Genomic DNA, 22,012 nt, shown 5'->3' on the forward strand with positions numbered 1-22,012 from the left:
CTTGTTTTGCTCAACATCCTATGTGAATATCCAAATTCGTATCTATTTGGAATAATAAAATGTTGAGTAGATTATTGCTTGCCAGCGTATTGGCGGCGCTGGCCGGATCGGCCTTGGCCGATTCGCTGACCAATACCGCGTCTGAGAAAATTTCGGTAGGTGCCGTGTCGGTGGTGGCCGCGCCGGTGGTCAGCATCGCCGGCAGTGCCACCGGACGCGGCGAATCGGTCTTGGGGCCGGTGCTGGCGGTGACCGGCAGTGGCTATGTGATTGTTGGCCTGGTTGAAGGCTCGGGCGATGTCATCAAGTTGACGCTGGAGTCGGTGCAGGGTGGGGCCAAATTATTGGTGGAATTGTCGCGCAGCACGGTCAAGGCTTCCGGCGCGGCCATCGGCAGTGCGGTACAGGTCACCGCCACGGCCAGCGGTACCTTGCTGGTGGTGTCTGGCAAGGTGCTGGCCTTTATCCCCAACAAGCTGGGCGAAGCCCTACTGGAGCATAGCCGTGTCCCGTCGTGAAACTTGCTTGAAATGGCTGCTGGTAGCGGCATGCTGCCTGCCTTTGCTGGCCCATGCCGGCCAGGCATGTGAAGAAAAACCGCTGACGCCGGAAACCTTCCGGCTGGCCATGCAGACTGCCGAACAGTTGCAGACCAAGCTCAATGAGGTGGACAGCAATGTGGTGGTGGTGGGGCGCATGGGGCAGGACCTGTCAAAATACGGCCTGCGCTATACGCATTTTGGCATCATGTTCCGTCCGGAAACCGGCGGGCGCTGGCGCGTGGCACACTTGCTGAACGAGTGCGGCACCGATCGTTCTGACTTGTGGTACGAGGGGCTGGGCAATTTCTTCCTCGACGATATGTTCCGCTTCGATGCGGTGCTGCTGGTCCCGCCGCCCGCAGTCGTTGAGCGCCTGTTGCCGCAGCTGCGTGCCGGCCGTCCTTTGCGTACCCTGCACACGACTCGCTACAACATGGTGGCCTATCCCTTCTCCACTCGCTACGAAAATTCCAATACCTGGGTACTGGAAACACTGGCCGCTGCTTCCACGACCGAAACACGCATCAACAGCCGTGAGCAGGCGCAGATGTGGCTGAAGCTGAACGGATATCAGCCAAGTGAAATGAATATCGGCCCGATGACCCGACTGGGTGGCCGCATGTTCAAGGCCAATGTGGCATTTGACGATCATCCTAACGAATTGCGTTATAACGACCGCATCCAGACGGTTTCGGTGGATTCCATCATCCACTTTTTCGATGAACGCAATGAAGGCTGGAAAATCATCGAGCTGCCCGGCCCGCAAGCGCGCCGCTTCTGAGCCTGCCCTACTGCCTTAGTGGCTGAACTGCTGTAACAGCCGCTTGCGCAGTTCGGCAATGCCGCTGCCCACGGCAGAGGACAGCTGGCTGTAGCGGGATGGCCCCACCGCCAACGCCTCGCGCGCGGCATCGAACTGGCCCTGGTTGATCAGTTCGGCCACGCGCGCGGCTTCCAGATGGAATTGGCGGTGGTTTTCCACCAGCTGTACAAACACGCTGGTGTGGCCGCAATTGACCCGGCCCTCGCCCTCTAGCCAGCGGCCCAGCTCGCAGCCACAACAGTCGCCAATCTGCGCGGCATCCAGCTGCCTGCCCTCCAGCATGGCCGTGCGTAGTTCCAGCTTCAATTCGAAATGCAGCAGCAGGGCATCTTCTAGATTCATGCCTATTTCCCCGACGACACTTCTCCCGAGTTCTTACTATAGCCAGCCACTGCTGGCGTGATGGGAATTGTCATGCGGCAAGCCACCAGGGCCTGTTAACACTATGTTTTCTGCGGCGCAGGCCCTGAAAGCTTGTCAATGCAAGGCGGAGGGTGCCGCGCTTGGTGGCCCCAAGCGCAAATCCGACAACGCGGCAGTGGCAAGCTGGTCGGGCCTGCCCTGTGGGGCGGATGTTGAGCGGCGCACTGCCTTGTCAAACCGCGCTGGCAGGGAATGCCCTGCCAGCGCAGTTTTTCGTGCATTGCATCCCCTCAACATCCGCCGCCGTGAAAAAAATAGCGTTAACAGGCCCTAGCTGCGGTGCCAGGACTGATGGGTGGTCTGGGCCAGCTGCCGGCGATTGGCCTCGCCGGCCTGCGCGGCCTGCAAAAAGCCATCCAGGGAAATGTGTGGCGGCCAGGCGGCCGTGACCGGCTGCCATTGTTGCAGACGGTCGATGCGGAAATGACGATAGTCCTGGCGCAGCAGACACCAGGCCGCCAGCGTCCAGCGATTGCCCCAGAAAAACAGGCCCAGTGGCAATACGCAACGCTGGCTGGCGTGGCCTAGTTCATCCTGATAGTCGATGGCCAGCGCCTGGCCGGCCAGTATCGCCTCGCGCAATGGTGCCAGCCGCTCGCAGGGATAGTCGTGATGCTGCGGCACAAACAGTGGTGCCGGCGTCAGCCCGGCCGAGCCCAGCACCGCGTGAATCTTGGCCAGTGCGCCGGCTGCTGCGCTGGCGGTGGCCGGGTCGGTCCAGCCGGCCAGCATGCGCGCGCCCACTTCCAGTGCCGCCAGTTCCGCAGCAGAAAAGCTCAATGGCGGCGGGCTAAAGCCCTGTTCCAGCCAGTAGCCCTCCCCCGCCTCGCCATTGACTGGCGCACCACTGCCGAGCAAGTCGGCCATGTCGCGGTAGACCGTGCGTACCGACACTTCCAGCCAGGCGGCCAGCTGGGCTGCCGTGGTGCGGCGGCGGCCGCGCAGCAGGTGGAGGATTTGCAGTAGACGGTCGGCACGGCGCATGCTGCGGGTCCTGCTTTAGTGCGGCAGCGGGCTGCACAACTCCAGCAGCATGCCGTCCGGGCAGCGCAGGAAGGACACGGTCTGGCCCCAGGGTTTGACCTGCGGCGCAGCCAGCTCGCTGGTACCGGCAGCCAGTGCCGCCTGATGCGCCGCTGTCACATCATCGGTAGCCAGGGCGATTTCCACACCCAGCGGCTGCACGCCATCATCGGCAAAGCGAAAGCCCTCTGGATGATTGCTCAGGGCCAGTGCCTTGCTGGCAAAGGACAGGGTGGTGTCGCCGGTGTCCAGCTCGCCATAGTCACCTTCCGGTGTGAGAAAGCGCCGGGAAAAGCCGAATGCCTCTTCAAAAAAGGCCAGCGAGCTGGCGACATCGGCCACATAAACAATGGTGTAGGCAAATTTCATCCTGCTTCCTTTCCTGATGCGCTGCGGGCTGGCTGTTCCCGTGCCAGTGCGATGACGCTGGCGATGGCCTGCCGTGCCTGCGGGCTGTTATGCCAGCAGCTAGAGCCAAGTGCTTGCGCCACCTGCCAGGTGATGTCGGCGGCTTCCTGGCCAGCCAGTTGGCTCAGGCTGCTAAAGCCGATTTGTTCCAGCCGGGTGATGACTGTGGGGCCAACCCCTTTGAGTGCCAGCAGTTGCTGGCGTTCCTGTGCGGAAAACGGCATGGAGCGGCTCCGGTGGTGCTGGCCGGCAAGTGGCGTGTGGCGACTGCCAGCCAAGCTGGAATGAGCATGATATCCGCTAGCGGACTTGTCCGCTTCAGGGCTGCAGATGCAGGCCGATGCTATTGCCTTCGCTATCTTCTATCAGTGCGATATCGCCATTGCCGTCTTCCAGCGTGGTGATGGGCAGCAGCACCTTGCCGCCAGCGGTTTTTACCCGCTGCAGCGTGGCAGCCAGATCCGGCCCGCCATCCAAGTAGATTTGACAACCCTGACCACCGGCCGGCAGGCGCGGGCTGGCCATGATGCAGCCGGAGCTGTCGGGAAACACGGCGATGCGATCAGTCATGCAGTCTTCCTGCTTCAGTTGCAGCTGCAATACCTGCTGATAAAAGGCAACGGCGCGGTCAAAGTTGGCGGCGGGGATTTCAAACCAGTGAATCAGCGACATGGATGGCTCCGAAAAGGGCTACGGCGGGGTTGCCGTGTTCACAGCATGCGCGCCCCCTGCTGACAGCATATTGTCAGTAGCTGGTGGCATGGTGGGCTATGGATGCAAAAAAACCACCGGTCGGCAAACGCGGTGGTTGGTGGTGCTGCCCGGAGCCTGTCTGATCCGCTGCTTGGAGCGGCTAACAAAAGCGCAGCATCCCCAGAGCAAGGAGCTGCAACAGGGTATTTGTTAGCCGTGCCTAGTCCAGCTGACCGGCCAGGGCGGCCAGCACACGGGCGCTGGTGGCCTGCGGGTGGGCGGTGATGCGCAGCATGTGGCGCACTGCCGGGTGTTGCGGACGGTGGATGGCAATGCCGCATTGCAAGAGATGGCGCTGGATGGCCTCGGCCTGCAGCGCATCCGGGTAGGCCACACAGACAAAATTGGTGTGCGAGGGCAGCGGCGTCAGGCCCTGATCGTACAAGGCATGGCTCAGGTGATGACGCAGGGTGATGGTTTGCGCCACCAGCTTGCGCGAGTAGTCCGGGTCATCCAGCACGATTTGCGCGGCGGCCTGGGCAATGCTGGACAGCGCATATTGCGGACGGATCTGGTCGGCCTTGGCGATGATGTCGGCACTGGCGATGGCATAGCCCACGCGCAGCCCGGCCAGCGCATAGGCCTTGGACAGGGTGCGCAGGCGCAGGGTGTGCGGCAGGATGCCCGTGGGCGGCGCATCGGCGGCATCAGTACAGAAATCGACATAGGCCTCGTCCAGCAGCAGCAGGGTATGCGGCGGCAGCGCGGCGCGCAGGGTACGGATGTCTTCGGCCTGCCAGTAATGGCCGGTGGGATTGTCCGGATTGGCCAGATACAGCACCGAGGCATGCTCGGCACGGGCCACTTCGGCCAGCCGCGCCAGATCCGGCCGCATGTGCTGGCCGCGCTGGCAATAGGGCACTTCCAGCACGCGCGCACCCACGCCTTCGGCAAAGTAGCGGAAGCTCGGATAGGTACCAGCGGTGGTGACCACGGCATCGCCCGGGTTACAGGTCAGGCGCAATGCCAGCAGGATCAGGCTGTCGGCCCCGGTATCGAACAGCACTTCAGCCGCACTTACGCCATTGAGTTTTGCTGCCCGCTCACGCAAGGCATGGGCATAGGGGTCGGGATACAGCCTGGCCATTTCCGCCAGCGCCTTGCCCAGTTCGCCGGCCAGTGGCGATACCGGATCCGGCAGGCTCTCGTTGGAGCCGATGCGGGTCTTGATGCGGTGCCCCAGCGCCGTTTCCAGCTTCACGATGCCGGGAAAGGGATTGACGATGGTGTGGTGTTCGAGATGGCGGGCAAAACGGGTCATGGCGGCTTTCGTCCTTGCAGCAGAACATTCTAGATGGCGACGGGGCGGCGACAAATCAGCAGATCAGCTAACGATAGCATCCCGCAGGATAAGGCAGCCAAGACCGGCGGCACGGCAGTGTAGCGCTGGCGTGGGCCGGCGCTGCTGTGCCAGGGGTAAAAACCGGTAAAGGGGGCCGCTCAAGGGGCTGGTCTGGCCTCTGCCGCCGGTGCCGAGGCATGGCTGCGGGTTGGGTCCGGCTTGGGAAGATACAGGTTGCCTTTATAGCCACAGGCAGTCACGACAAGGCTCAGGGCAAGGCAGGTCAGCATGGTTCGCAGCATAAAAAGCAGTCCGGTGTGGCAAAATCCCGAGTCTAGCACACGCGATTCAAGGAAGAGACGACATGAACGAGAGCGAATTTCTGGATGTGACCGACCGCATTTTCAGCCGGATCGAAGATGCCATCGACGATGCCGGCGTGGATGCCGACTTTGTCAGCAATGGCAATGTGCTGGAAATCGAATTCGACGACGGCGGCAAGATCGTGGTCAATCGCCATGCCGCCAATCAGGAACTATGGATCGCAGCCAAGAGCGGCGGCTACCACTTTGCCTTCAAGGATGGCCAGTGGCTGGCGGCACGTGACGGTGCCGAGTTCTTCAGCACGCTGAAAACAGCCATCGCCCAGGCTTGTGGCGAGCCGGGGCTGGAGCTGGATATCTGATGCAGGCTGTGTGGCTGGCGCTGGGCGGGCTGGTGGTCTCGGCCTTTACCTCATCCACCATCCTGCCGGGCAACTCCGAAGTGGTGCTGGCCGCCTTTCTTTACAAATGGCCGGACTGGCTGTGGCCGGCCCTGCTGCTGGCCACCGTGGCCAATAGTGCCGGCAGTGCCACCAGCCTGTGGCTGGGGCGGGTGGCTCCCAAAAAGGAAGTGTCACCGCGCATCCGCCGCTGGTTTGAGCGCTATGGCCCGGCGGTGCTGTTGCTCAGCTGGGTGCCGCTGATCGGCGATGCCCTACCGCTGGCCGCCGGCTGGCTGCGCCTGCCCTGGTTGCCCAGCCTGTTGTGGCTGACCGTGGGCAAGGCAGTGCGCTATCTGGTACTGGCCTGGGGCGTGCTGGCGGCGCTGCATGCCTGATCATGCGCAAGCGGGTTGGCATGTGCTGGCGCTGAGGGTTTACAATTCAGGCAATTCTTATCTCGAGCTTCCATGAGCCAACATATTCCCCGCAAACGCTTTGGCCAGAATTTTCTGCAAGATGCCAGCGTGATTGAAAACATCGTGCACGCGGTCAATCCGCAGCCTGCCGATGTGGTCATCGAAATCGGTCCCGGTCTGGGCGCCATTACCAAGCCGCTGCTGGATCGCCTGCCGCATCTGCATGTGGCGGAAATCGACCGCGACATCATCGCCCGCCTGAAAAAGGAATTCCCGCCGGAACGCCTGACCATCCATGAAGGCGATGCGCTCAAGTTCGACTTTGGCTCCATTAGCGATGGCGCGTTCAAGATTGTCGGCAACCTGCCCTACAACATCTCCACCCCGCTGCTGTTCCACCTGGCCAGCTTTGGCCAGCGTGTGACCGACATGCACTTCATGCTGCAAAAAGAAGTGGTGGACCGCATGCTGGCGGAGCCTTCCACCACCGATTTCGGCCGCCTGACGGTGATGCTGCAGTACCGCTTTGAAATGGAGCTGGTGCTGAACGTGCCGCCGGATGCCTTCTGGCCGCCACCGAAAGTGGATTCGGCCGTGGTGCGCATGATTCCGGCCCCGGGACGCTGCGGTGTGGCCCGTGATGAAAAAGCATTGGAAGAACTGGTGACCAAGGCCTTCTCGCAGCGCCGCAAGACCCTGCGCAACAACCTGAAGGGCGTGCTGGAACTGGCCGATTTCGAAGCGCTGGGCATAGACCCGGGCCTGCGGCCGGAAAACCTGGCGGTGGAGGATTTTGTCCGCATGGCGAACCACCTGTCCGCCTGAACTGTCGCAACAAATTGACAAGTGCTACCCCGTCGGCGGCACTTGTTGCAGTGCCGCTTGCATACTGTCGCCACTGGCCGCAGAATCGCAAACTTTTCACCCCGGCCTGGTCGGGGTGTGCAGTAATACAGGGAGAGCCGCCCGCATAAAGAGGCGGTGACTGTAAGCAGGACATCCGGCAGCGTCCGGCTGGCAGGTAAACGGGGGTTTACCGGTCGTACCAGCCTGGCTGTGCCTGTTACCTGCTGCTGGATAATCCAGCCTATAACAGCAGTGTCCGCGGTCTTCGGGCTAAGGGCAGTGATCGATCAAGGACCCCAGGAGAAACTTATATGAAGCTTTGCACCCGTCTTATCTCTGCAGCAACCCTGGCCGCTCTGGCCAGCACCCCGGCATTTGCCGCCGAACTGACCGGCACCCTGAAGAAAATCAAGGAGTCCGGTGTCATCGTACTGGGCAACCGCGATGCCTCCATTCCTTTCTCCTACTACGACAATAACCAGAAGCCCATTGGCTACTCGGTCGATCTGGCCAACAAGGTTGTCGAAGAAGTGAAGAAAGAGCTGAAAATGCCGAACCTGCAGGTCAAGTACAATCTGGTGACCTCGCAGACCCGTATCCCGCTGGTACAGAACGGTACGGTCGATCTGGAATGTGGCTCCACCACCAATAACGTCGAGCGCCAGAAGCAAGTGGCCTTCTCGGTGGGCATCTTCGAAATCGGCACCCGCCTGCTGACCGCCAAGACCTCCGGCGTGAAAGACTTTGCCGACCTGAAAGGCAAGAACGTCGTCACCACCGCCGGTACCACTTCCGAGCGTCTGCTCAAGGCCATGAATGCCGACAAGCAACTGGGCATGAGCATCATCTCTGCCAAGGATCATGGCGAATCCTTCCTGATGCTGGAATCCGGCCGCGCCGTGGCCTTCATGATGGACGATGCCCTGTTGTACGGCGAAATGGCCAAGGCCAAGAGCCCGGCCAACTGGGTGGTCACCGGCAAGCCGCAGTCGTTTGAAATCTATGGCTGCATGCTGCGCAAGGACGACGCTGCCTTCAAGAAGGTGGTGGACGACGCCATCAAGGCCACTTACAAGTCCGGCGAAGTGAACAAGATCTACGCCAAGTGGTTCACCAGCCCGGTTCCGCCCAAGGGCCTGAACCTGAGCTTCCCGATGTCCGAAGTGGTGAAGGAACTGATCGCCAAGCCGACCGACAAGGCCGCCGAATAAGCGATTCCTTGCTGTAGTGCAGATGATGAGCCGGCAGATGCCGGCTCAATTGCTGCCTGCCTGTTTTCCCTCCGTGCTACCGGCTATAACGGCAGCACGGGGCGGTGGCGCATCTGCCCTTGCTGTCTGCCCAAGAGCAGGCAGGGACTTCATCCGACTCCCATGGTTTCCCGCTACCGGGAGGCATGCGGCTGTCGGCAGCAGACGCTTGCGTCTGCTTGCATCAGGAGAAAAACATGAACTACCACTGGGACTGGGGTATTTTTTTCAAGTCCACCGGTGTCGGCAGTGAAATCTACCTGAACTGGTTTGTTTCCGGTCTGGGCTGGACTATTGCCGTGGCGCTGGCTGGCTGGGCGATTGCCCTGCTGCTGGGCTCGGTACTGGGTGTCATGCGCACCCTGCCGGGCAAGCTGCTGCCCACCATCGCCACCACCTATGTCGAGTTGTTCCGTAACGTGCCGCTGTTGGTGCAGTTGTTCATCTGGTACTTCCTGGTACCGGACCTGCTGCCCACGCCGCTGGAAATGTGGTTCAAGCAGGGCATCAGCCCGGCGGCATCCGCCTATCTGTCGGTGGTGGTGTGCCTGGGCCTGTTTACTGCCGCCCGCGTTTGCGAGCAGGTACGTACCGGTATTCAGGCGCTGCCGCGCGGTCAGAACAATGCGGCGCTGGCCATGGGCTTTTCCACGGCGCAGGCCTACCGTTTCGTGCTGCTGCCGCAGGCTTTCCGCATCATCATTCCGCCGCTGACCAGCGAGTTTCTGAACATTTTCAAGAACTCCTCGGTGGCCTCGCTGATTGGCCTGATGGAGCTGTTGGCGCAAACCAAGCAAACCGCCGAGTTTTCCGCCAATATTTTCGAAGCCTTCACCCTGGCAACGCTGATCTACTTTGTCCTCAACATGAGCCTGATGGGCTTCATGGCCTGGGTGGAAAAGCGGGTGCGCATTCCCGGCATGATGGGAGGTAGCAAATAATGGCCCTTGATTTCAGTCAGATCATCCCCGCCCTGCCCGGCCTGGCCGATGGCATGGTGCTGACGCTCAAACTGCTGGTGATGGCAGTGGGCGGCGGCGTGGTACTGGGCACCCTGCTGGCGCTGGCGCGACTATCGGACAACCTGCTGCTGTCGCGGCTGGCCAAGTGGTACGTCAATTACTTCCGTTCGATACCGCTGCTGCTGGTCATCTCCTGGTTCTACCTGGTGGTGCCCATGGTACTGAGCTGGATCACCGGCGACCTGACCCCGGTGGGGGCCTTTACCTCCTGCCTGGTGGCCTTCGTGATGTTCGAGGCGGCGTATTTCTCCGAAATCGTCCGCGCCGGCATCCAGTCCATTTCGCGCGGGCAGATCAATGCCGCCTACGCGCTGGGCATGAGTTATGGCCATGCCATGCGGCTGGTGATCCTGCCGCAGGCTTTCCGCAAAATGATGCCGCTCTTGCTGCAGCAAAGTATCATCCTGTTCCAGGACACCTCGCTGGTGTATGCGGTGGGCTTGATGGACTTTCTCAATACCGCCCGCTCCAAGGGCGATGTCGTTGGTTTGCCGCATGAATTCCTGCTGTTTGCCGGTGCGGTTTACTTCGTGATCAGTTTCGGCGCGTCGCAATGGGTGAAGCGTCTGCAAAAAAGGTTTGCTGTATGAGCGCGATGATTAGCATCAACAATGTAAGCAAGTGGTATGGCGACTTTCAGGTACTGACCGACTGCACCACCGGCGTCAAAAAAGGCGAGGTGGTGGTGGTGTGCGGGCCGTCCGGTTCCGGCAAATCCACCCTGATCAAGTGCGTCAATGCGCTGGAACCTTTCCAGAAAGGTGAAATCATTGTCGACGGCATCGCGGTGGGCGATCCGAAAACCGATCTGCCCAAGCTGCGCAGCCGTGTCGGCATGGTGTTCCAGCATTTCGAGCTGTTCCCGCATCTGTCCATCACCGAGAACCTGGCCATCGCCCAGGTCAAGGTGCTGGGCCGCAGCCAGGACGAAGCGCGGGAAAAGGGCCTGAAGCTGCTGGATCGCGTTGGCCTGAAAGCCCATGCCCACAAATTTCCCGGCCAGTTGTCCGGTGGTCAGCAGCAGCGCGTGGCCATCGCCCGTGCGCTAGCGATGGACCCCATCGCCATGCTGTTCGACGAGCCGACCAGTGCGCTGGACCCGGAAATGATCAATGAAGTGCTGGACGTGATGACCGAGCTGGCCCAGGAAGGCATGACCATGATGTGCGTCACCCACGAAATGGGCTTTGCCCGTCGGGTGGCACACCGCGTCATCTTCATGGACAAGGGTGCCATCGTGGAAGACTGCGACAAGGATGCCTTTTTTGGCGACATCAATGCCCGCTCCGAGCGTGCCCGTCAGTTCCTGTCGAAGATTCTGCAACACTAAGCACTGCAGCAAACCAGAAACCCGGCAACGCCGGGTTTTTTTATGCCGAGCCGGTAGGCTTGCTCAGGCAACTAAGCAGGATATTTTCCCAATATTGCTTAATAGCGCCATGGCTATGACATTGTTATTGTTATTAGTTGATAATACTTACAAATGATGTAAACGTTAATGTATTATCATTGGAGAAAATTACCTGCTAACCTCTCTGCACCGCGCCTACACTGACGATAGCGCTAACCTTTCCAGCCAGACCAGTCCATGTATTCAACCCGCTATCTTGGGCGTCAGCCCATCGTTGATGCCAACCAGCAGTTGGTGGCTTACGAACTGTTGTTCCGCTCCAGCCAGGCCAATGTCGCCAGGGTCGACGACGACGTGATGGCGACCACGGCGGTGATCCGGCATGCCTTTGTCGATCTGGGCGTGGGCGAGGTGCTGGGTGACCGTCTGGGCTTCATCAATGTCAGCGAAACCCTGCTGATGGATGATCTGCTGGATGTGCTGCCTTGTGACAAGGTGGTGCTGGAAATCCTGGAAACGGTAAAGGTGACGCCGCCCTTGCTGGAGCGACTGGCCGAGCTGCGGCGCAAGGGTTTCCGGCTGGCGATGGATGATGTGGTGGAGCTGGATGCCGACAGATTGGCCCTGCTGCCGCTGGTGGACATCGTCAAGATCGACCTGGTGGCACTCAACCTGCTGCAATTGCGTCAGCTGGTGGCCGATCTGGCGGGCTTCCCCGGCATTCTGCTGGCGGAGAAGGTGGATACGGTAGAGCAGTTCGAACTGTGCCGCGAGCTGGGCATCCAGTGGTTCCAGGGCTATTTCTTTGCGCGCCCCACCGTGCTGTCCACCCGCCAGGCCAATGCCAGCCAGCATGCCATGCTCAGCCTACTGGGCTTGTTGATGAGCGATGCCGACAACGACGAGCTGTCCCAGGCGCTGAAACTGGCACCGGACGTGGTGCTGATGCTGATGAAACTCAGCTCGACGGCCTCGGCCGCGACCCGACGGCCGGTGGCCTCGGTGAGCGAGGCCATCATGTTGCTGGGGCGGGCCAAGATCAAGCGCTGGTCAATGCTGTTGCTGTTTGCCAGCAATGCCACCGATATCCAGCCGCAGCGCAACCCGCTGCTGGAGCTGGCGGCCACGCGCGGCCGCATCATGGAGCTGCTGGCCGAAGCCTGCTATCCGGAGCGGCGCGATGTCAGGGAAAGTGCCTTCATGATAGGCATGCTGTCGCTGGTGGATGTGCTGGTACAGCAGCCCAAGGCCGAGGTGATTGCCAGCCTGCCGATTGAGGACAGCCTGAAAGAAGCCGTACTGGAAGGCCGCCATGTGCTGGGCGAATTGCTGCGTGTGGCGCTGAGTCTGGAAGACGATGCCGCCCCGCATCCGGCAGGCTACGACCCGGAAGTGCTGATGCGGGTGGAAACCCAGGCGCTGGACTGGGTCAACAGCATGTGGAAGTAAACACCGGGCAGCCTGCCGCACCACACCGGCCTGCTGCCCGCGTCATTAGGCCGATCTGGCTTCTGCGCCGTCCTGATCATGCAGCCGGCTGAGCAAGCCCTGCACCCGTTCATTGTCCCTGGGCAGCCAGTCCAGCATCTCGCGCAGCATCTGGTCGTATTCGCTGGTGTCCTGGTTTTTCTTGCGCAGCTGCTCCCGTACCCGTAACAGAATGGCGCAGGCATTCATGCCGGTGCGCTCGTTGTACAGGCGCATCGCCATTTCATGCAGCATGCGCCCGGCCTCGGCCGCGCGGCCTTCTGTGGTCAGTTCCACGGCCTTGTTGCTCTGTTCCTGCAGTTCGGCATAAGCGTGTTCGATCAGCTCGCTGCAATGGGCATGCTTGCGGGCGATTTCCAGCAGCGTGGCCAGTTCATGGCGGCTGTAGGCAAAGCGCATGGTGATGGTGCGGGTCCAGCTGGCCAGCAGCTCAGGCTCGATCAGCGTTTCCGGCAGGCGCACCACGGCACCCAGAAAGCGCTGGGCCGATTCAAAATGGACAAAGGACTTGAGCAGATCGTCGGCCGCCAGCTTCAATTGCGCCAGTGCTTCTTCGGCTCTTTGCTGTACCAGCGCAGTCAGCGCCTTGCAGGTCAGCAGGGTGAATTGTGCTTCCGGGCGCTCGGCCAGGCTGGCGCTGATATCGGCCTGCAGGCGGTCGATATACTGGGTGTTGCCGGTTTCGGAATAGGCCTGCAGCAGGTCTATCAGTACTTCCGGGCCAAAGAAATTATTGTTGCGGCCGATTTCCACTGCACGTTGCAGGTATTGCGCACCTTTTTCCGGGTCGCCGGAGCGCAGCGCCGCCGTGCCGCAGCTTTTCAGCCGGTGAAAATTGCGCGGCGAGATATTCACGGCCTTTTCCAGTACATCCACCGCCTGGGCGTACTGGCCCTCGTCGATCAGGTTCTGCGCCAGCAAGTCGTAGGCATCGGTATACAGCGGTGCATCCTGGATGATTTCCTTGAGCAGCTCGCTGGACTCGCCCTGCATGCCCTGGTCGGCCTGGATGCGCGCCACGCCCATCTTGGCCCAGGGAATCACCTTGCTTTCCAGCAGCGCCTGATAGATGTGCAGCGCTTCGCCCTGCCGCCCTTCAGTCACCAGCAGTTCGGCGCACAGCCGGTTGGCATCGAGGCGATTCATCGGGCCGGGGGCGGCGGCTACCAGTTGCTGCAGGGTGCTGATGGCGGCGCTGCGGTTGCCCTTTTCCAGCTGCTCGTGTGCCGGTGCCAGGAAGGACTTGCGCCGGTGTGCGCTGTTCATGCGGGTCAACAGCAGATTGGAGTTGAAGGGCTTGAGGATGTAGTCGTCCGGTGCCATTTCCGCCGCTGCCACCACCCGCTCGTATTTGCGCTCGCCGGTAATCATGATCCAGATGGTGGACAGTGGCAGGGTGCCGGTCTTGCGCAGTGCTTCCAGCAGCTCCTGGCCATCCATGCCGTCACCCAGATTGTAGTCGCACAGCACAACATCAAAGCGGCGTCCCTTCAGGCGTGCGCGCCCTTCTGCCGCACTGCTGACGGCATCGGAGCGGGTAATGCCGGCCATGGACAGCATGGTGCGCAGGCTCTGGCGTACCGTGAGGGAGTCCTCGATGATGAGGACGGTGGTGTTTTCGTCAAAGTACATCAGCTATTTTCCAGCCGGCGCGCCGCACCGTGGGTGCCGACGTGCACGGGTTGTGCGCATATCTCAGACGATATCCAGATGATCGATGCCTTCCAGCGGATCGCGGCCCTTGGAGCTTTCACTGTACAACTTGATTTTCAGACGCAGGTCGTTGATCGAGTCGGCATTGCGCAGCGCGTCTTCATAACTGATATAGCCCGCTTCGAACAGGTCGAACAGCGACTGGTCGAAGGTTTGCATGCCGGACTCGCGCGAACGGCCCATGACTTCCTTCAGCCCGGCAATTTCACCCTTGAACACCATGTCGGAAATCAACGGCGTATTCAGCAGGATTTCCACTGCCGCCACCCGGCCACGGCCAGTCTTGATCGGCAACAGTCGCTGCGAAATGATGGAGCGCATGTTCAGCGACAAATCCATCAGCACCTGCTGGTGCCGCTCTTCCGGGAAGAAGTTGAGAATGCGGTCCAGTGCCTGGTTGGCATTGTTGGCGTGCAGTGTGGCCAGGCACAGGTGGCCGGTTTCGGCAAACTGCAACGCGTAGCCCATGGTTTCCCGGTCGCGGATCTCACCCATCAGAATCACGTCCGGCGCCTGACGCAGGGTGTTTTTCAGCGCGATTTCCCAGTCTTCGGTATCCACGCCCACCTCGCGCTGGGTCACGATGCACTTCTTGTGCTGATGCACGTATTCGATGGGGTCCTCGATGGTGATGATGTGGTCCTGGTTGTGGCTGTTGCGCCAGTCCACCAGTGCCGCCAGCGAGGTGGATTTACCCGAACCGGTACCGCCGACGAAAATCACCAGTCCACGCTTGATCAGCGCGATGTCCTGCAATACCTCCGGCAAATTCAGCTTGTCGAAGGTGGGAATCTCGGTATTGATCTTGCGCATCACCATGCCGGCACAGCCCTGCTGGATAAAGGCGCTGACCCGGAAACGGCCCAGCCCCGGCGGGTTGATGGCGAAGTTGGCTTCCTTTTTCGACTCGAACTCTTCGGTCTGGCGGTCATTCATCACCGAACGCACCAGCTCCTTGGTGTGTTGGGCCGACAGCGGCTGTGGGGCCACCGGGGTGATCTTGCCGTCTATCTTCATGGCCGGGGGAAATTCGGCGGAAATGAAGATATCGGAGGCATTCTTGCCCACCGCATGCTTGAGCAGATCGTGAATGAATTTTGATGCCTGGTCTTTTTCCATGATGGCCATCCGGGCTGGCTAGCTTGCCTGCTGAAGTTTAGAACGCATCCTTGGATGCCGCCTTCTGGCGTGCCTCGTTCGGGGCCACGATATTGCGCCGCACCAGCTCCTGCAGGCACTGGTCCAGTGTCTGCATGCCGTGTTGCTGGCCGGTCTGGATCATCGAATTGATCTGGGCGATCTTGTTTTCGCGGATCAGGTTACGAATGGCCGGCGTGCCTATCATGATTTCATGGGCAGCAACCCGGCCATTGCCGTCCTTGGTTTTGAGCAAGGTCTGCGAAATCACCGCACGCACCGACTCCGACAGCATGGAGCGCACCATTTCCTTTTCACCGGCCGGGAACACGTCGACGATACGGTCGATGGTCTTGGCGGCCGAACTGGTATGCAGCGTGCCGAATACCAGGTGGCCGGTTTCCGCTGCGGTCAGCGCCAGGCGGATGGTTTCCAGATCGCGCAATTCGCCCACCAGGATCACATCCGGGTCCTCACGCAGCGCCGAGCGCAGCGCATTGGAAAAACTGTGGGTCTGCAAGCCGACTTCACGCTGGTTGATCAGCGATTTCTTGCTGTCATGCACGAATTCGATTGGGTCTTCCACCGTCAGGATGTGCGAATAATTGTTCTCGTTGACGAAATCCACCATCGCCGCCAGCGTGGTGGACTTACCCGAGCCGGTCGGGCCGGTCACCAGCACCAGGCCGCGCGGATAGCTGGCGATATCCTGGAAGATCTTCGGCGCGCCCAGCTGTTCCAGCGTCAGCACCTTGGACGGAATCACACGGAACACCGCGCCCATGCCACGGTTCTGCACAAAGGCATTGACCCGGAAGCGCGCAATGCCCGGCAGTTCGAAGGAGAAGTCACACTCGAACTCGTCTTCGAAAATCTTGCGCTGGTAGTCGTTCATGATGTCGTACACCATATCGTGCACATCATGATGATCCAGCGGCGGCAGATTGATGCGCCGCACGTCGCCATGTACCCGGATCATGGGTGGCAGACCAGCGGACAGGTGCAGGTCCGATGCCTTGTTCTTGACGGTAAAAGCCAAGAGCTCGGAAATTTCCATTTATAATTTCTCCACGATTACCCGGCGGTGGGCATGACGCTAACGTTTTTTTGCGATTGTAAGCGCAAGCTGTTGCAAAAGGATATGTGGACAGCAATCTAAGCGGCACGTCCTGCTGTTTTCTTTGTAGAGACAGCCCGCCATCGCCACAAGGAACACCATGAGCGATTCCGTCGCACACGCCATCGAACACGTCCGGCAGCAGATCCACGCCGCCGAAGCCGCCGCCGGGCGCACGGCCGGCAGCGTCCGCCTGCTGGCGGTGAGCAAGACCTTTCCCGCCAGTGCCGTGCAACAGGCTTACGCCGCCGGCCAGCGGGCCTTTGGCGAAAACTATGTGCAAGAGCTGCAGACCAAGGCGGCAGAGCTGGCTGCGCAGGACATCGAGTGGCACTTCATCGGCCCGCTGCAATCCAACAAGACCCGCATCGTGGCGGAAGCTGCGCACTGGGTGCATTCCATCGAGCGGCTGAAGATCGCCCAGCGCCTGTCCGAGCAGCGGCCGGACAGCCTGCCGCCCTTGCAAGTGTGCGTGCAGGTGAATGTGTCCGGCGAAGCCAGCAAGAGCGGCTGCGCCCCGCAGGAAGCCAAGGCACTGGCCCTGGCGGTGGCGGCGTTGCCCCGCCTGCAACTGCGCGGGCTGATGTGCATTCCGGAGCCTACCGAGGATGCCGCCAGACTGGCCGGCCAGTTTGCCCTGCTGCAGCAATTGCAACAGGAATTGCGTGCTGCTGGCCTCGCATTGGATACTGTATCCATGGGAATGTCCGCTGACATGGCACAGGCCATCGCTGCGGGCAGCACCATGGTGCGCGTCGGTACTGCCATTTTCGGTGCGCGGCACTATCATTCATAGGTTGGCATTCATAAGCGGGCAACCGGCATGCAGCGCGGCCGGACCGCATACAAGAGTCAAAGAGGAAAAATAGGCAATGCAGATTACCTTCATCGGCGGCGGCAATATGGCCACGGCCATCATCGGCGGCCTCCACCAGCAGGGCGGCCATCATATCCACGTGGTGGACCCGAATGCCGCCAAGCTGGCCGAACTGGCCCGTGATTTTGGCGTGAGCACGTCGAGCGATTTGCCGGAACAGCTGTCGGCCGACGATATCGTGCTGCTGGCGGTCAAGCCGCAGCAGCTCAAGGAAGTCTGCCAGGCACTGGCCCCGCGTCTGAATGGCGGCATGGTACTGTCCATCGCCGCGGGCATCCGCTGCGATGCCATGGCGCGCTGGCTGGGTAGCGAGCGCATTGTGCGCGTGATGCCCAATACCCCGGCCATGGTGGGCATGGGTGTTTCCGGCCTGTATGCCGCCGGTGGTGCCAGCGCCGCCGACCGCGACCATGCCGAGACCATCATGCTGGCGGCCGGCATCACGGTATGGCTGGACAAGGAAGAAGGCATCGACGACATTACCTGCGTTTCCGGCAGTGGCCCGGCCTATGTCTTCTATTTTATTGAAAGCATGATCGAAGCCGCCGAGCAAGCTGGTTTTGCTGCCGACGAAGCGCGCCGGCTGGTGCTGGCCACCTTTGACGGTGCGGTGGAGCTGGCGCGCCAGAGCCCGCTGCCGGTGGCCACCCTGCGCACCAATGTCATGTCCAAGGGCGGTACCACCGAACGCGCCATCGGCCGCTTCGAGGCAGAAGGCGTCAAGGCGGCCATCATCGCCGGTGCCATGGACTGCCGTGACCGCTCCATCGAAATGGGCCAACAACTCAGTCAGGATTAAAGCTTCATGTTTCTGGAAACCGTGCAATTTCTGATCAAGACCATCGCCGACCTGTTCGTGCTGGTATTGCTGCTGCGTTTTTACCTGCAGGTGGCGCGGGCGCCGTTCAAACACCCCCTGTGCCAGTTTGTCATGGCGGCCACCAACTTCGCCGTGCTGCCGCTGCGCAAGCTGCTGCCTTCGCTGCGTGGTTACGACAGTGCCACCATGCTGCTGGCCTGGCTGGTCAGCATGGTTTCCAGCGTGATCATTCTGGCGCTCAATCCCATGTACACCCTGGCCGCGCCGGAAACCTGGCTGGCCCTGTCGCTGCTGGCGGTGCTGGATGTATTCAAGCAGTCGCTGACCCTGCTGATGGGGGCGGTCATCGTGCAGGCGGTGCTGAGCTGGGTGAATCCCTATAATCCGCTCAGCCCGATTCTGGATGCGCTGACCCGCCCGTTTCTCCGCCCCTTCCGCCGCGCTGCCGTGGGCGGGGTCGATTTGTCGCCGCTGATTCTCTTCCTGATCATCCAGGTCATTTTGATGCTGCCGGTGCATTTCCTGGAAAGCAGCTTCTTGATGCAACTCAAGGTGGCGATGTAACAAATATGTTTATTTGTCATGCTCTGCCGCATCTGAAAAGATGTAGTGTAATTTCCTCAATGATCTGGAGAATCGTGATGAAGAAAATGCTGCTTGCTGCCCTGCTGCTGGGTACTGCTGCCGCTCCGGCCATGGCCAATCAGGCGCTGGCACAAAAGAACAACTGCCTGTCCTGTCATGCGGTTGATCACAAGGTAGTTGGCCCGGCCTACAAGGACGTTGCCAAGAAATACGCTGGCGACAAGGGTGCTGAAGCCAAGCTGATCGCCAAGGTGAAGGCTGGTGGTTCCGGTGTGTGGGGCCCGATCCCGATGCCGCCGAATGCCCAGGTCAGCGATGCCGACATCAAGACCCTGGTCAAATGGGTTCTGGCGCAAAAATAAGCGTCATGCAGTAGCGCAAGGCGGCCTTTGGCCGCCTTTTTCATGTGACAGGCTTGTTACCAGCCTGGATTGGCGCTATACCGAGTGTCAGCAGCAGGTGACGCCGAAGAAGGCGAATTGTCGTTGGCAGTTGCACAAATCCGATACCGTGGGTAATCTTCTTCGCCTGTCTGCCAACTCTCATGCTGGAAGCACCAAAATTATGGCCAAGCTGACCGAACAAGATATTCTCAACTGGGAAGGCGATGATTACATGAACGCCGACCATCTTGAGTTCTTCAAAGACCGGTTGTTGCAGATGCAGCAGGAGTTGTTGATCAACGCCAATGCCACTGCCAACCATTTGCAAGAGCAGGAAGCAACCCCGGACCCTGCGGACCGGGCCACGCTGGAAGAAGAGTATGCACTGGAGCTGCGCACCCGCGATCGTGAGCGCAAGCTGCTGCAGAAGATCCAGGCCTCCATCCGTCAGATTGACGATGGTTCCTATGGTTTCTGTGAAGACACCGGTGAGCCCATCGGCCTGCGCCGCCTGATGGCCCGTCCCACCGCTACCCTGTCGGTGGAAGCCCAGGAACGCCGCGAACGCATGAAGCGTCAGTACGCAGACTGATCCGCTGCGGCGTTCTGCCCAACAAAGCGTCATCGCCTTGCGATGGCGCTTTTTGTTTTTTTGCCGGTGCTTGTCAAGTACATAAGGGCTTGTCGGCCTTGGCTGGTACGGGTATCTTGCTGCTATGCAAGGTAAAAACGATATCAGCTAGGGACAAACATGCAACGCCAGACCGACGACGTAAGAATCAGCGAAATCAAAGAGTTACTGCCTCCTATCGCCCATCTGTACGAACTGCCGATTACCGAAACCGCTTCCGAAGTCATCTACACCACGCGCAAGGACATTGCGGCCCTGCTGCGCGGCGAGGACGATCGCCTGCTGGTGGTCATCGGCCCCTGTTCCATCCATGATCCGGAAGCAGCCATCGAATACGCGCGCAAGCTCTCCACCCTGCGCAACAGCCTGGCTGGCGAGCTGGTGGTGGTGATGCGTGTCTACTTTGAAAAACCGCGCACCACGGTTGGCTGGAAGGGTCTGATCAACGACCCGCACCTGAATGAATCCTACGATATCAATACCGGCCTGCGCCTGGCCCGCCGCCTGCTGCTGACCCTGAACGACATGGGTATTCCGGCGGCCACCGAATTCCTCGACATGATCACCCCGCAATACTTTGCCGACCTGATCAGCTGGGGTGCCATTGGTGCGCGTACCACCGAAAGCCAGGTTCACCGTGAACTGGCCTCCGGCCTCTCCTGCCCGGTGGGCTTCAAGAATGGTACCGATGGCAATCTGAAGATTGCCGTGGATGCCATTCGCTCGGCCAGCGTGTCGCACCATTTCCTGTCGGTCACCAAGACCGGCCATTCCGCCATCGTTTCCACCGGTGGCAACCCGGATTGCCATGTCATCCTGCGCGGTGGCAAGGAACCCAACTATTCGGCCGATCACGTACGTGCGGCCGCTGCCGAACTGGCCGCCGTGGGCCTGTCGCAAAAGCTGATGGTGGATTTCAGCCATGCCAACAGCCGCAAGGATTACCGTCGCCAGATGGAAGTGGCCGATGATGTGGCCGCCCAAATGGCCGCCGGCGATCAGCACATCTTCGGGGTGATGGTGGAAAGCCATCTGGTGGAAGGCCGCCAGGATCTGAAGCCGGGCTGTGAGCTGAATTATGGTCAGAGCATCACCGACGCCTGCATCGGCTGGAATGATACCGAGAAGCTGCTGACCACCCTGGCTGATGCAGTCAAGGCGCGTCGTGCCAAACTGGGTGTGGTCGGCGGCAAGTAAGCCGGTCGTCTCCCGCAAGAAAAACGCTGCCCTGGGCAGCGTTTTTTATTACCAGTACCAAACAGCAAGGTTCAGCTGCCTTGCAGCGCCACCTGGCCTGGGCTGCTGGTTTCCGGCTCGGCATGACGACGCACTGCCCAGCACACGCCGCCCAGCAACAACAGCATGGATGCCAGCTCCAGCGGCCGTGGCCAGCGTTGCAGCCAGACAAAGCCGTACAGCAAGGCAAAGACGGTTTCAAACACGATCAGTTGGCCGGACAGCGTGGGTGGCAGACGGCGGGCGGCGGCGTACCACAGCGCGTTGGCCAGCCAGGACCCGCCCAGCGCGCAGCCGGCTGCCGCCAGCCAGAACAGCTGCCAGTGCTGGGCCGTGGTGGCGTGGCTGACCATGGGCAGGCCCAGCCAGTGGCAAGCCAGCCACAGCAGCAGCCCCATCACCCCGGTGACCATGCCCAGCAGGCAAGACCACTCATGGCTGTCAAAACAGGGCCGCCGGCGCAGATAGCGGGCATTGCTGGCGGCAAACCAGCTCCAGCAGGCCAGTGCACCCAGTGCAGCCAGCACCCCGCTCAGCCGCGCCCAGCTGCTCTGGCTGCCATGGCTACCGGCAAAGGTATCGATATTGATGCAGACAATGCCGGCCAGCACCATCGCCAGCGGCCAGCGCAACTGGCGTAGCGACAAGGCCCCCTCATCTTTCAGTCCTAGCAGGGTGATGGTGACTGGCAGCACACCGACAATCAGCGAAGCCGGGGCAATGCCTACCAACTGGATGGCCGCGGCCAGCAGGATGAAATACAGCAGATTACCCACCAAGGACAGGCGGGCCAGCATCAGGATATCCTCGCGCTGCAAGTGTGCGCGCAGGCGGCCGGCCAGCGGCAGCGCCAGCAGCAGGGAAATCAAGCCATACAGACTGAAGCGCACGGCGCACAGCAGCCAGGGGCTGAATTCCGGCAATACCTGCGGCACCATCAGCACCAGTCCCCACACCGCCCCGGCCATGCCGGCATAGCCTATACCCCGTTTCATCTGCTGCTCCCTGCCATTGTGCTAAACAAGGGCAAGGCTAAGCCGGCCGGCCTTGCCCGACAAAGGATATCTCGGCATTCACGCATTCCTTAGAGGAATGGCTTGCCAGTGGTCACCCTATCTGGATTAATAGTCTGGCAATGACACGATGCGGATCGGGAATGCCACCATCTGGTGGACACAAT

At 60.5% G+C, this 22,012-nt stretch carries 27 protein-coding genes; 16 read left to right on the forward strand and 11 right to left on the reverse strand.

What is annotated here, in order from left to right; genetic code table 11:
• Positions 1-59 precede the first annotated feature (59 nt).
• The gene (locus tag FAZ30_RS05350; protein WP_137008982.1) at positions 60-518 is read left to right on the forward strand and encodes a hypothetical protein; all 459 of its coding nucleotides are present in this window, start codon (positions 60-62) and stop codon (positions 516-518) included.
• On the forward strand, positions 505-1,323 hold the full coding sequence (locus FAZ30_RS05355) for a DUF2145 domain-containing protein (RefSeq protein ID WP_246043410.1): 819 nt from the start codon (positions 505-507) through the stop codon (positions 1,321-1,323). Before FAZ30_RS05350 ends, FAZ30_RS05355 begins: the two co-directional genes overlap by 14 nt.
• 15 nt (positions 1,324-1,338) lie before the next feature.
• On the opposite strand, the gene FAZ30_RS05360 is transcribed toward FAZ30_RS05355, so the two are convergent.
• The 7 genes from FAZ30_RS05360 to lptM form a co-directional block, all read right to left on the reverse strand.
• Positions 1,339-1,707 (reverse strand): CZB domain-containing protein, encoded by a 369-nt coding sequence (locus FAZ30_RS05360; protein WP_137008984.1) that lies wholly within the window; start codon positions 1,705-1,707, stop codon positions 1,339-1,341.
• Between the two features lie 351 nt (positions 1,708-2,058).
• The gene (locus FAZ30_RS05365) at positions 2,059-2,772 is read right to left on the reverse strand and encodes a helix-turn-helix transcriptional regulator (RefSeq protein WP_137008986.1); all 714 of its coding nucleotides are present in this window, start codon (positions 2,770-2,772) and stop codon (positions 2,059-2,061) included.
• 15 nt (positions 2,773-2,787) lie between these two features.
• A complete protein-coding gene (locus FAZ30_RS05370) occupies positions 2,788-3,180 on the reverse strand; it encodes a VOC family protein (RefSeq protein WP_137008988.1) in 393 nt (130 codons plus the stop codon).
• The gene (locus FAZ30_RS05375; RefSeq protein ID WP_137008990.1) at positions 3,177-3,443 is read right to left on the reverse strand and encodes a helix-hairpin-helix domain-containing protein; all 267 of its coding nucleotides are present in this window, start codon (positions 3,441-3,443) and stop codon (positions 3,177-3,179) included. Before FAZ30_RS05375 ends, FAZ30_RS05370 begins: the two co-directional genes overlap by 4 nt.
• Before the next feature lie 94 nt (positions 3,444-3,537).
• Positions 3,538-3,891 carry a VOC family protein gene (locus tag FAZ30_RS05380; RefSeq protein WP_137008992.1) on the reverse strand — a complete coding sequence of 118 codons (354 nt, stop codon included), beginning with the start codon at positions 3,889-3,891 and terminating at the stop codon, positions 3,538-3,540.
• Between the two features lie 241 nt (positions 3,892-4,132).
• Positions 4,133-5,233: a pyridoxal phosphate-dependent aminotransferase gene (locus FAZ30_RS05385; RefSeq protein WP_137008994.1), complete on the reverse strand. Its 1,101-nt coding sequence runs from the start codon at positions 5,231-5,233 to the stop codon at positions 4,133-4,135.
• 179 nt (positions 5,234-5,412) lie between these two features.
• On the reverse strand, positions 5,413-5,556 hold the full coding sequence (gene lptM / locus FAZ30_RS20710) for an LPS translocon maturation chaperone LptM (protein WP_342773774.1): 144 nt from the start codon (positions 5,554-5,556) through the stop codon (positions 5,413-5,415).
• A 62-nt stretch (positions 5,557-5,618) separates the two neighbouring features.
• Between lptM and cyaY the strand changes: the two genes are divergently transcribed.
• The 8 genes from cyaY to FAZ30_RS05425 all read left to right on the forward strand — a co-directional run bounded on the left by cyaY (position 5,619) and on the right by FAZ30_RS05425 (position 12,294).
• Positions 5,619-5,939 carry an iron donor protein CyaY gene (cyaY, locus tag FAZ30_RS05390; RefSeq protein WP_124641841.1) on the forward strand — a complete coding sequence of 107 codons (321 nt, stop codon included), beginning with the start codon at positions 5,619-5,621 and terminating at the stop codon, positions 5,937-5,939.
• Positions 5,939-6,355: a YqaA family protein gene (locus tag FAZ30_RS05395; protein WP_124641843.1), complete on the forward strand. Its 417-nt coding sequence runs from the start codon at positions 5,939-5,941 to the stop codon at positions 6,353-6,355. The genes cyaY and FAZ30_RS05395 overlap by 1 nt, the downstream gene beginning before the upstream one ends.
• Before the next feature lie 72 nt (positions 6,356-6,427).
• Positions 6,428-7,201, forward strand: coding sequence for a 16S rRNA (adenine(1518)-N(6)/adenine(1519)-N(6))-dimethyltransferase RsmA (rsmA, locus tag FAZ30_RS05400; protein ID WP_124641845.1), 774 nt, complete (start codon positions 6,428-6,430; stop codon positions 7,199-7,201).
• A gap of 332 nt (positions 7,202-7,533) precedes the next feature.
• Entirely contained in the window at positions 7,534-8,433 is a 900-nt protein-coding gene (locus FAZ30_RS05405; protein WP_124641847.1) for a glutamate/aspartate ABC transporter substrate-binding protein, read from the forward strand.
• Between the two features lie 236 nt (positions 8,434-8,669).
• Positions 8,670-9,413 (forward strand): amino acid ABC transporter permease, encoded by a 744-nt coding sequence (locus FAZ30_RS05410; protein ID WP_124641849.1) that lies wholly within the window; start codon positions 8,670-8,672, stop codon positions 9,411-9,413.
• Entirely contained in the window at positions 9,413-10,084 is a 672-nt protein-coding gene (locus FAZ30_RS05415) for an ABC transporter permease subunit (RefSeq protein ID WP_124641851.1), read from the forward strand. Before FAZ30_RS05410 ends, FAZ30_RS05415 begins: the two co-directional genes overlap by 1 nt.
• Positions 10,085-10,089: 5 nt before the next feature.
• Positions 10,090-10,824 carry an amino acid ABC transporter ATP-binding protein gene (locus FAZ30_RS05420; RefSeq protein ID WP_103525711.1) on the forward strand — a complete coding sequence of 245 codons (735 nt, stop codon included), beginning with the start codon at positions 10,090-10,092 and terminating at the stop codon, positions 10,822-10,824.
• Between the two features lie 258 nt (positions 10,825-11,082).
• The gene (locus FAZ30_RS05425; RefSeq protein WP_124641853.1) at positions 11,083-12,294 is read left to right on the forward strand and encodes an EAL and HDOD domain-containing protein; all 1,212 of its coding nucleotides are present in this window, start codon (positions 11,083-11,085) and stop codon (positions 12,292-12,294) included.
• A 45-nt stretch (positions 12,295-12,339) separates the two neighbouring features.
• Here the strand turns inward: FAZ30_RS05425 and FAZ30_RS05430 are convergent, their stop codons facing one another.
• From FAZ30_RS05430 to FAZ30_RS05440, 3 genes are all read right to left on the reverse strand, one after another.
• Positions 12,340-13,965: a response regulator gene (locus FAZ30_RS05430; protein WP_124641855.1), complete on the reverse strand. Its 1,626-nt coding sequence runs from the start codon at positions 13,963-13,965 to the stop codon at positions 12,340-12,342.
• 63 nt (positions 13,966-14,028) lie between these two features.
• Positions 14,029-15,165, reverse strand: a complete 1,137-nt coding sequence (locus tag FAZ30_RS05435; RefSeq protein WP_124641857.1) for a PilT/PilU family type 4a pilus ATPase — start codon at positions 15,163-15,165, stop codon at positions 14,029-14,031.
• Positions 15,166-15,202: 37 nt separating this feature from the next.
• The gene (locus FAZ30_RS05440; RefSeq protein WP_124641859.1) at positions 15,203-16,240 is read right to left on the reverse strand and encodes a type IV pilus twitching motility protein PilT; all 1,038 of its coding nucleotides are present in this window, start codon (positions 16,238-16,240) and stop codon (positions 15,203-15,205) included.
• Between the two features lie 160 nt (positions 16,241-16,400).
• Between FAZ30_RS05440 and FAZ30_RS05445 the strand changes: the two genes are divergently transcribed.
• The 6 genes from FAZ30_RS05445 (at position 16,401) to aroG (ending at position 20,793) form a co-directional block, all read left to right on the forward strand.
• Positions 16,401-17,096 carry a YggS family pyridoxal phosphate-dependent enzyme gene (locus FAZ30_RS05445; protein ID WP_137008996.1) on the forward strand — a complete coding sequence of 232 codons (696 nt, stop codon included), beginning with the start codon at positions 16,401-16,403 and terminating at the stop codon, positions 17,094-17,096.
• A 76-nt stretch (positions 17,097-17,172) separates the two neighbouring features.
• Positions 17,173-17,976: a pyrroline-5-carboxylate reductase gene (gene proC, locus FAZ30_RS05450; protein ID WP_137008998.1), complete on the forward strand. Its 804-nt coding sequence runs from the start codon at positions 17,173-17,175 to the stop codon at positions 17,974-17,976.
• Between the two features lie 6 nt (positions 17,977-17,982).
• Entirely contained in the window at positions 17,983-18,561 is a 579-nt protein-coding gene (locus FAZ30_RS05455; RefSeq protein ID WP_124641865.1) for a YggT family protein, read from the forward strand.
• Between the two features lie 77 nt (positions 18,562-18,638).
• Positions 18,639-18,944, forward strand: coding sequence for a c-type cytochrome (locus tag FAZ30_RS05460; protein WP_124641867.1), 306 nt, complete (start codon positions 18,639-18,641; stop codon positions 18,942-18,944).
• A gap of 202 nt (positions 18,945-19,146) precedes the next feature.
• The gene (gene dksA / locus FAZ30_RS05465) at positions 19,147-19,557 is read left to right on the forward strand and encodes an RNA polymerase-binding protein DksA (RefSeq protein WP_045845893.1); all 411 of its coding nucleotides are present in this window, start codon (positions 19,147-19,149) and stop codon (positions 19,555-19,557) included.
• Positions 19,558-19,716: 159 nt separating this feature from the next.
• Complete coding sequence (gene aroG / locus FAZ30_RS05470; protein ID WP_137009000.1) at positions 19,717-20,793, forward strand: 3-deoxy-7-phosphoheptulonate synthase AroG; 1,077 nt, start codon at positions 19,717-19,719, stop codon at positions 20,791-20,793.
• 71 nt (positions 20,794-20,864) lie between these two features.
• Here the strand turns inward: aroG and FAZ30_RS05475 are convergent, their stop codons facing one another.
• Positions 20,865-21,827, reverse strand: coding sequence for a DMT family transporter (locus tag FAZ30_RS05475; protein WP_124641871.1), 963 nt, complete (start codon positions 21,825-21,827; stop codon positions 20,865-20,867).
• Positions 21,828-22,012: the final 185 nt, after the last annotated feature.

The organism is Aquitalea aquatilis, assembly GCF_005155025.1.
GTDB classification, from domain to species: domain Bacteria; phylum Pseudomonadota; class Gammaproteobacteria; order Burkholderiales; family Chromobacteriaceae; genus Aquitalea; species Aquitalea aquatilis.

Bases quoted from the DNA above. Each gene is read 5' to 3' on its own strand.
- FAZ30_RS05460 (WP_124641867.1), top strand. From the start codon at position 18,639: ATGAAGAAAATGCTGCTTGCTGCCCTGCTGCTGGGTACTGCTGCCGCT.
- FAZ30_RS05475 (WP_124641871.1), bottom strand. From the start codon at position 21,827: ATGAAACGGGGTATAGGCTATGCCGGCATGGCCGGGGCGGTGTGGGGA.
- FAZ30_RS05360 (WP_137008984.1), bottom strand. From the start codon at position 1,707: ATGAATCTAGAAGATGCCCTGCTGCTGCATTTCGAATTGAAGCTGGAA.
- aroG (WP_137009000.1), top strand. From the start codon at position 19,717: ATGCAACGCCAGACCGACGACGTAAGAATCAGCGAAATCAAAGAGTTA.
- rsmA (WP_124641845.1), top strand. From the start codon at position 6,428: ATGAGCCAACATATTCCCCGCAAACGCTTTGGCCAGAATTTTCTGCAA.
- FAZ30_RS05385 (WP_137008994.1), bottom strand. From the start codon at position 5,233: ATGACCCGTTTTGCCCGCCATCTCGAACACCACACCATCGTCAATCCC.
- FAZ30_RS05375 (WP_137008990.1), bottom strand. From the start codon at position 3,443: ATGCCGTTTTCCGCACAGGAACGCCAGCAACTGCTGGCACTCAAAGGG.
- FAZ30_RS05420 (WP_103525711.1), top strand. From the start codon at position 10,090: ATGATTAGCATCAACAATGTAAGCAAGTGGTATGGCGACTTTCAGGTA.
- FAZ30_RS05440 (WP_124641859.1), bottom strand. From the start codon at position 16,240: ATGGAAATTTCCGAGCTCTTGGCTTTTACCGTCAAGAACAAGGCATCG.
- FAZ30_RS05445 (WP_137008996.1), top strand. From the start codon at position 16,401: ATGAGCGATTCCGTCGCACACGCCATCGAACACGTCCGGCAGCAGATC.
- FAZ30_RS05430 (WP_124641855.1), bottom strand. From the start codon at position 13,965: ATGTACTTTGACGAAAACACCACCGTCCTCATCATCGAGGACTCCCTC.
- FAZ30_RS05380 (WP_137008992.1), bottom strand. From the start codon at position 3,891: ATGTCGCTGATTCACTGGTTTGAAATCCCCGCCGCCAACTTTGACCGC.
- FAZ30_RS05455 (WP_124641865.1), top strand. From the start codon at position 17,983: ATGTTTCTGGAAACCGTGCAATTTCTGATCAAGACCATCGCCGACCTG.
- FAZ30_RS05365 (WP_137008986.1), bottom strand. From the start codon at position 2,772: ATGCGCCGTGCCGACCGTCTACTGCAAATCCTCCACCTGCTGCGCGGC.
- FAZ30_RS05415 (WP_124641851.1), top strand. From the start codon at position 9,413: ATGGCCCTTGATTTCAGTCAGATCATCCCCGCCCTGCCCGGCCTGGCC.
- cyaY (WP_124641841.1), top strand. From the start codon at position 5,619: ATGAACGAGAGCGAATTTCTGGATGTGACCGACCGCATTTTCAGCCGG.
- FAZ30_RS05395 (WP_124641843.1), top strand. From the start codon at position 5,939: ATGCAGGCTGTGTGGCTGGCGCTGGGCGGGCTGGTGGTCTCGGCCTTT.
- FAZ30_RS05350 (WP_137008982.1), top strand. From the start codon at position 60: ATGTTGAGTAGATTATTGCTTGCCAGCGTATTGGCGGCGCTGGCCGGA.
- FAZ30_RS05425 (WP_124641853.1), top strand. From the start codon at position 11,083: ATGTATTCAACCCGCTATCTTGGGCGTCAGCCCATCGTTGATGCCAAC.
- lptM (WP_342773774.1), bottom strand. From the start codon at position 5,556: ATGCTGCGAACCATGCTGACCTGCCTTGCCCTGAGCCTTGTCGTGACT.
- FAZ30_RS05435 (WP_124641857.1), bottom strand. From the start codon at position 15,165: ATGGAAAAAGACCAGGCATCAAAATTCATTCACGATCTGCTCAAGCAT.
- FAZ30_RS05405 (WP_124641847.1), top strand. From the start codon at position 7,534: ATGAAGCTTTGCACCCGTCTTATCTCTGCAGCAACCCTGGCCGCTCTG.
- FAZ30_RS05410 (WP_124641849.1), top strand. From the start codon at position 8,670: ATGAACTACCACTGGGACTGGGGTATTTTTTTCAAGTCCACCGGTGTC.
- FAZ30_RS05370 (WP_137008988.1), bottom strand. From the start codon at position 3,180: ATGAAATTTGCCTACACCATTGTTTATGTGGCCGATGTCGCCAGCTCG.
- proC (WP_137008998.1), top strand. From the start codon at position 17,173: ATGCAGATTACCTTCATCGGCGGCGGCAATATGGCCACGGCCATCATC.
- dksA (WP_045845893.1), top strand. From the start codon at position 19,147: ATGGCCAAGCTGACCGAACAAGATATTCTCAACTGGGAAGGCGATGAT.